Annotated in this window: 6 protein-coding genes; 3 read left to right on the forward strand and 3 right to left on the reverse strand. The window is 41.4% G+C overall.

From position 1 onward, the window contains the following. Positions 1-109: IS1595 family transposase (locus FJX03_08215; GenBank protein MBM3633664.1), on the forward strand; the 109-nt coding region annotated here is incomplete at its 5' end. Between the two features lie 281 nt (positions 110-390). On the opposite strand, the gene FJX03_08220 is transcribed toward FJX03_08215, so the two are convergent. Further along, a complete protein-coding gene (locus FJX03_08220; protein MBM3633665.1) occupies positions 391-636 on the reverse strand; it encodes a transposase in 246 nt (81 codons plus the stop codon). 49 nt (positions 637-685) lie between these two features. Between FJX03_08220 and FJX03_08225 the strand changes: the two genes are divergently transcribed. Both FJX03_08225 and FJX03_08230 read left to right on the forward strand, forming a co-directional pair. Then, positions 686-1,201, forward strand: a complete 516-nt coding sequence (locus FJX03_08225) for a transposase (protein MBM3633666.1) — start codon at positions 686-688, stop codon at positions 1,199-1,201. 23 nt (positions 1,202-1,224) lie between these two features. Next, positions 1,225-2,094, forward strand: coding sequence for an IS4 family transposase (locus FJX03_08230; protein ID MBM3633667.1), 870 nt, complete (start codon positions 1,225-1,227; stop codon positions 2,092-2,094). 697 nt (positions 2,095-2,791) lie between these two features. On the opposite strand, the gene FJX03_08235 is transcribed toward FJX03_08230, so the two are convergent. Then, the gene (locus FJX03_08235) at positions 2,792-3,190 is read right to left on the reverse strand and encodes a hypothetical protein (GenBank protein ID MBM3633668.1); all 399 of its coding nucleotides are present in this window, start codon (positions 3,188-3,190) and stop codon (positions 2,792-2,794) included. A 1-nt stretch (position 3,191) separates the two neighbouring features. After that, positions 3,192-4,898 carry a hypothetical protein gene (locus FJX03_08240; GenBank protein MBM3633669.1) on the reverse strand — a complete coding sequence of 569 codons (1,707 nt, stop codon included), beginning with the start codon at positions 4,896-4,898 and terminating at the stop codon, positions 3,192-3,194. Positions 4,899-6,326 lie beyond the last annotated feature (1,428 nt).

A 6,326-nucleotide genomic window follows, 5' to 3' on the forward strand; every position in this document is an offset into this window, starting at 1 on the left:
GGAGAATTTTGGGTTATTTTTGAAGGAATGTGAGTGGCGTTTTAACAACCCTGACCCGAAAGCTCAATTAAAACAGTTAAAACAATGGGTTCAAGAGTTCTTAAACTAGTTATCTAGGACAGCCCCTTAAATCTTTTAAATCAATATCAAGTGGGCAATTAACTCCATATTTTGTTATTTTACAATTCTTATCACCTGATGAGTTATCGTTATTACTTTGGTCTGTAGCCATAATAGGTTGCAAAAAAATAAGTAAAATCCAAAGCTATAGATATATAATAATGCATATAATTTCTCATTTAATAAAAATTAACATTTAGTGATTTTTAATATTTATTATTATTGATTACTAAAAATACATATTTCTTTAATTCTGTAAAGAACTTTTTATTATCCAATCAATAGATTGGCATTAAGATCTTTTATTGGGGTGGTGTGATCACTTTCCTGGCGTTCCTGTTTACCTGAAATGCCTAATGACATTGCTCCTATCGCTTCTTTCTTCCAATGATGAATCACCGTTGCATGAACGCCATATCTGGATGATAGCTCAGCTATCGTTGCATCTTCTCGAATCGCATCTAGGGCGACTTGCGCCTTAAAGTCGACGCTTGATCTTCCCCCGTTTTTTCTCATCCTTACCCATAAGTATTGAAAAGGGTATACTATAAGAGGTTTAAACTCTATGAAGGAGATTCTTATGACTTGGGCTTTAGAAGAGATGGAACATGTGGATCTGGGGGATAAGCACTTAGAAACAAGAGCAATCACTTTTCTAAATAATCTGGGTAGTAAACCAATTGAAACAATTCCTGTCGCTTGCCAAGGGTGGGCTGAAACAAAAGCCGCTTACCGTTTCTTTGATAATGATAAAGTAACAGCCTCTAAAATATTAGCTCCTCACATTCAGGCAACATTTAAGCGGATGCAGCCCTACCCTACAGTCTTACTGATTCAAGATACCACTCATCTTAATTATTCCCTGCATTATCAAAAAAAAGATATTGGGCCTTTAATTCATAACAACTATCGAGGCCTCTTACTTCATCCTACCATTTCTGTGACTCCAGAGGAACTCTGTTTGGGTGTTGTGGATGACTATCATTGGCATCGTCATCAACTAAAAAAGAAAACAAGACATGAGAAAAATGTTGAGAATTTGAGAACACTCCTTCAGGATAAGAGAGTTATCGCTGGGTAAGAGGCTATCAAAAAGCCGATACAATTGCTCATCAACTCCCCATGTGCCAAATTGTGTGTATTGCTGATCGAGAAGCCGATATTTATGATATTTACAATGAAGCCTCTCGTTTTCATAGCCAGGCAAAATGGCTCATTCGAGCTGTTAAAAATAGACCTTTAATAAACGAGTCAGGGCGCGTTCTTCTTGCAAGCTTTGGGATACTATCCGTGATAAGCCAATCAGTGAATATTGTACCTTTGAACTTCCTGGTCGAGGCTCTAAACCTGCGCGTAAAGTTATTTAAGGAATTTGGGCTCAAGCCGTTTGTCTACATCCCCCCTATTGGTAGGAGAGGAAAGCTGCGGATGAAGCCAGTTTTCGTTAATGGTGTCATTGTCACTGAAACTAATTCTCCCATTGGGGAAAAGCCAATTGAGTGGTTGCTGCTCACTAACCTAAAAATTGATTCTGCTGAAAAGCGTTTGGCAATTCTTCAATATTACGTTTGCCGCTGGCAGGTTGAAGTTTTCTTTAGAATATTGAAAAGCGGGTGTAAAGCAGAGAAGCTTCAGCTTACCTGTGAAAAACGCTATAGCCCCTGCCTAGCTTTATACCTGATTATTGCCTGGCGTATCTTGTATCTCACCTTATTAAGTCGTTTTGATCCTAATAAAAACTGTGAGCTATTTTTTTCTACTCTAGAATGGCAGACTGATTATCTTATAACTAAGCGGGGAAAACCCCCCAACCAACCACCTTCTATCGCGGCAGTTGTATTAATGGTAGCAAGGTTCGGAGGGTTTTTAAATCGCAAAAGAGACAAACTCCCAGGGCCTACAGCTATCTGGATTGGGTTGCAGAGATTAAAAGACTTCACTCTAGCTGCTCGAGCTTTTAGAACTTATGGGTAAGGATGAGTTTTATCGTAGCAAGATCAATAGATCTCTTTCAATTTTTTGAGCACCCGACGATATACCTTCCTATCTTTTTGTTGTTTCATCTTTTTCCTTTCCTAGTACCACAATTTGCTGTTATTAATTTTCATAAGAATTTCAATGCCCCATTTATCCATTTTGTTGGATGAGTTCATATAATCTTGACATTTCATGGGGGGGTTGTAGGCCAAAGATCATCAAAAACGCTTTCAAAGTCAGGGGAATTGGGGCCTTCTTGTTTTCCAGCTAGGAGCTTTCACCTTCTTCTTCCAGGCTCTAAAACAGATCATATAAGATAAGGATATCATCAAAACACTTAAAATATCGTTAGCCCTTTTATCAGTGAACTATATTCATATGGACTATTTTGAGTTTCTAGAGTTGGCTAGCTATCGAAATCTGGGCGATTAAGACTACTTCTAGGCGTTTCTACAGCTTTTCTTCCGTCTGATAGTAGGCTCCCCTTCCGGCTTTAACGAGTGACCCTATCATCATCATGCCGTCAAAGGCAATTTCAGCGTCAGAGCAGGAACACCGTACACGATCGGCGACAATGGCGCATCTTTCCTCCTTTTCACCTCCTCTTCATAGGAGATCTTGAAAAGCTGGAGTAAGTCACAGAAGGACTCTCATGCTATTTATCGGATCTTTAATCGTTAGTTACCGTATCGATTTAAGATCCATCAATCCAAGCAGCTGTTGGAAGTAAGTAGGTAATTACTTCAATCCATTCATTTACCGTCAAAATCGCTACTGTATAAAGATCTTCATCTTCATGAATACCTAAACTTTCTTTATGAAACCAATGTGTGAAATCAGAGTTTTCTAAAATAACAATTGGCCCCCTTCCTTCTGAATCCCAGCTCATCGAGAGAAAAATGCCTTCATCGGCAATTCTCTGTGCTAAAACACGACCTGGAAAGGAAATTTCTAAAATTGGAGGAGACTGCTTTGCAAATTCACTTAATCTAACAAAATATCCAGAACTATTTATAATCATCCCTTCAAAATCGACACTATTAGGTATTTCAATATCAAATCTAAGAGGTATATGTCTTCTTTTATTTGTCATTCTAGTACCTTATCTTTGTGTAGTCACTCGGACCGTTTTGAATTTCTAGAGTAGGCTGGCTATTGAAATCTAGACGATTAAGACTACCTCTTGGTCGGACAACTACTTTCCTGCCATCAGGCAAGAGGCCTACTCTTCCGACATCACCTCCATGCAATGAAATAGATCTTATATTCTCCAGTCTCAATGAGTCAAAATCTTTGTTGGCCTGGTTGAAGCCGCCTGAGTTTTTATACTGTTGTGTGCCTCCACCTTTTTTGGGTAATGGAGTTGACTTTTTGATTATATCATCAAGAGATTTTTTGACCCCAAATAAATTTCCTGCCTTTGAGATACCCTCATCCTTCATTCGGGCGATTTCATCGATTAAGGATTTGGCTTTATCTGCAGTGCCGGAAAGAGATTCTGCAACTCTTGTTAAGGTGGGGCTTTTGGCTTGGCAGGCCATAAATGCGGCCTCTGCCGTTGGATAGGCGACCTTTCCCACTCTGTAGATAACTTTTCCTGCTCCCAGGGTTACGATTGTGACCACTCCTGTAAGAGCCAATTCCTCCAGAGCTGCCTCGGGACCTTCATTTTTATAGGTCTGATAAATCTCATAGCCTTCATATAGAGTGCAGGCCCCTACAGCGGCATAAAAAACATGAACAAAGAACGCATTATTTTTTGCGGCGTTTGCGGCTGCGTCTGCAGAAATCTCGGGATCGAGGCCGGCCAAGAATGCGATAAGCGATGTCGAAAGTTTTGAGAGATCGACACCTCTGTCAACGAGGGTTTTCCATAAAGACCCGCCTGGGGGAAGGCTATCTAAATCGACCACATTGCGGTAATGTTGTGCGATGATCTCTCCCACAACGGCACCAAAGCCACCGCTTAGGAAATCCCCACCCTTTGCAGCGGCCATACTGGCGCCGAGAACCGCGTGGGCACCCAGATGGGAAAAATCGTTCAATTCGCCTGCTTTATGTGCATTTCCGATTTCCCGGGAGAGGTGTTTACCCAACACATCCGTTGATATGGAGAGGATGGATCCCTTGAGAGCATCTTCAAAACTCTCCCCCTCTATCAAAGTGCGGGTCGCTGTAGCACTTAAAATGCGGATGCCAGATTCCTCAAATCCCTCTGCGATGGATTGCGCAGCAGAAGTTTCAATATTTAATCCCGCTATAAGACCTGCTGTTATGGCGCAGCCTAATGTGTTTGATAACAAAGACCTGATCGAATTCTTCTTGGTGGATTCCTTCCACGCTTTTGCAACATTGCCTTGAGCATCGATTATATTGACGGCCAGTCGGCTGGACATGACACACACCGCCGCATCAATGAAAGCACTGAATCCGCTTAAGAGAGCTGCTTCCGTTGCTGTAACACTTACACCAGCAGTAGATGCCAAAGGTCCGACAAATGCGGCTCCATAGCCTGCTGTTGCAAGGGAAACAGCAATAGAGACAACAGCTGCAAATCTTGCGTTGATGTGCTTTGAACTCTTATTCCATGAGTCATGTTTATCTTCAATTTGTGACCAGGTCACACTCACAACGTTTTCAAGGGCTTTTGTGAGAACATCTTCAATATTTTTTTGATCAACCCTTTGTGTGACATGCACTTCATCTGCGTCGATCTTAACTTCACCTGTGCCTGGATCGTGAATGCACGACTTGACGGTTTTGATATGCTCGCCACTTGATTTCAATTTATCAAAAACCATTCCCGATTTAGAGGAGGACTGGTTATGAAATTCAACATCCTCAACAGCCCCAAGCTTGAGTTTTCCCTCTGGAACTCTATATTCAACACCCTTTCCTCCCGATAAGGTCGAACCTTACGAGTCGATATTTCCATGAGGGGTTTCGATGATTGTTTTATCAGCTGATTTTATTTCAACAGGGTGAGAAGTTGTGGATTGATCAACTCCCTTCTCGACCTTTTTTGTGAGAAACCCTTTCTTTTTGTATTTGTACTGGGAACTTTCCATATCATGAGACGCACCCAGGGCCACACCCTCATCTCCCTTTATACTGGAGTCCCGCTCTGAAGTAATATGTGTCCCCTGAAAGACTGAAGCTCCTTTTGCTTCCGCCGCAAATGATCCAGCTGTATGATCCGATGATATCTGAGTAACATTTTTGGTGGTTTTTTGGGTATGCTTTGATTTCCGAACGCGTTACTCAAGAAGAGTGACGGGAAGATCATATATGTTTGCAAGAGCTTGAATATGTGTGCGTAGGGCTGCACTTGTTTCAACACCCTTAAGATGGACATTATTTCCTGCTGAAATATCTATTATTTGTTGGGCTTCTATGCGAGCTCTCATTGGGATTGAATCCGAATATCCATGTTTCGTTTTCACACGGGTTTTAAGACTTTCAACAATGACGTTCCCTAAAACAGATGTCAAAAAGACATCTTGAGCTTTGAGTTGGCTCTCAACAAATAGATTACCCAGGGCGAGGGCTTTAAATTCACCCACATCATGCTTGCCCTTGATGATAATTTTACCTGTGGAGGAATTGGGATCGATTTTTCCATCAGATGTCCCCCCAATAGAGGATGTGATTAGGCGAAGAGCATCGGCTTTCACATCACCTGAGACCTTAATACTGGGGGCTTTGATACCCATTCCCCTTTGAACAGATACAGACATGTTTTCTGACAATTCAAAGTCCTCAGAAAATTCAAGCAATAACCCTTTGCATTTATTGAAGGAGGGATCATCTCCCCTCATCATTCCGATGGGATCATCATAGTGGTTAGCAAAAAGGTATATCCAATCACTCGTGCTAAAATCTCCAAAGTCATAATTCCCCAAGACCCGGGCATGAAACTCACTATCCCCTTTCCACTGACCTTGATTTTTGAAAGTCATTGTATGAAGATGGACATCTCCCGCTGTTGAAACTTTCGAGCCCGTATGGGCTTCGAGATGCTGTCCTTTAAAGTCCATATTCGTTGTCTTGAGATCTCCTATGATATCAAGTCGCTCAACTATTAAAGACGTACTGCCAGTATTGTCCTGCCCCCCTATAAATAGTCCAGAAAATAAATTAGGATTCTGGAATAATGGAGGGAAGAAATGGCACGTAGAAAGTTTGAAGCAAGCCAGATTATAGGATATTTGCGAAGTATTGAAGTCCTG

This window comes from Alphaproteobacteria bacterium (assembly GCA_016870095.1).
Taxonomy (GTDB): domain Bacteria; phylum Pseudomonadota; class Alphaproteobacteria; order Paracaedibacterales; family VGCI01; genus VGCI01.

Bases quoted from the DNA above. Each gene is read 5' to 3' on its own strand.
- FJX03_08235 (MBM3633668.1), bottom strand. From the start codon at position 3,190: ATGACAAATAAAAGAAGACATATACCTCTTAGATTTGATATTGAAATA.
- FJX03_08240 (MBM3633669.1), bottom strand. From the start codon at position 4,898: ATGGTTTTTGATAAATTGAAATCAAGTGGCGAGCATATCAAAACCGTC.
- FJX03_08220 (MBM3633665.1), bottom strand. From the start codon at position 636: ATGAGAAAAAACGGGGGAAGATCAAGCGTCGACTTTAAGGCGCAAGTC.
- FJX03_08225 (MBM3633666.1), top strand. From the start codon at position 686: ATGAAGGAGATTCTTATGACTTGGGCTTTAGAAGAGATGGAACATGTG.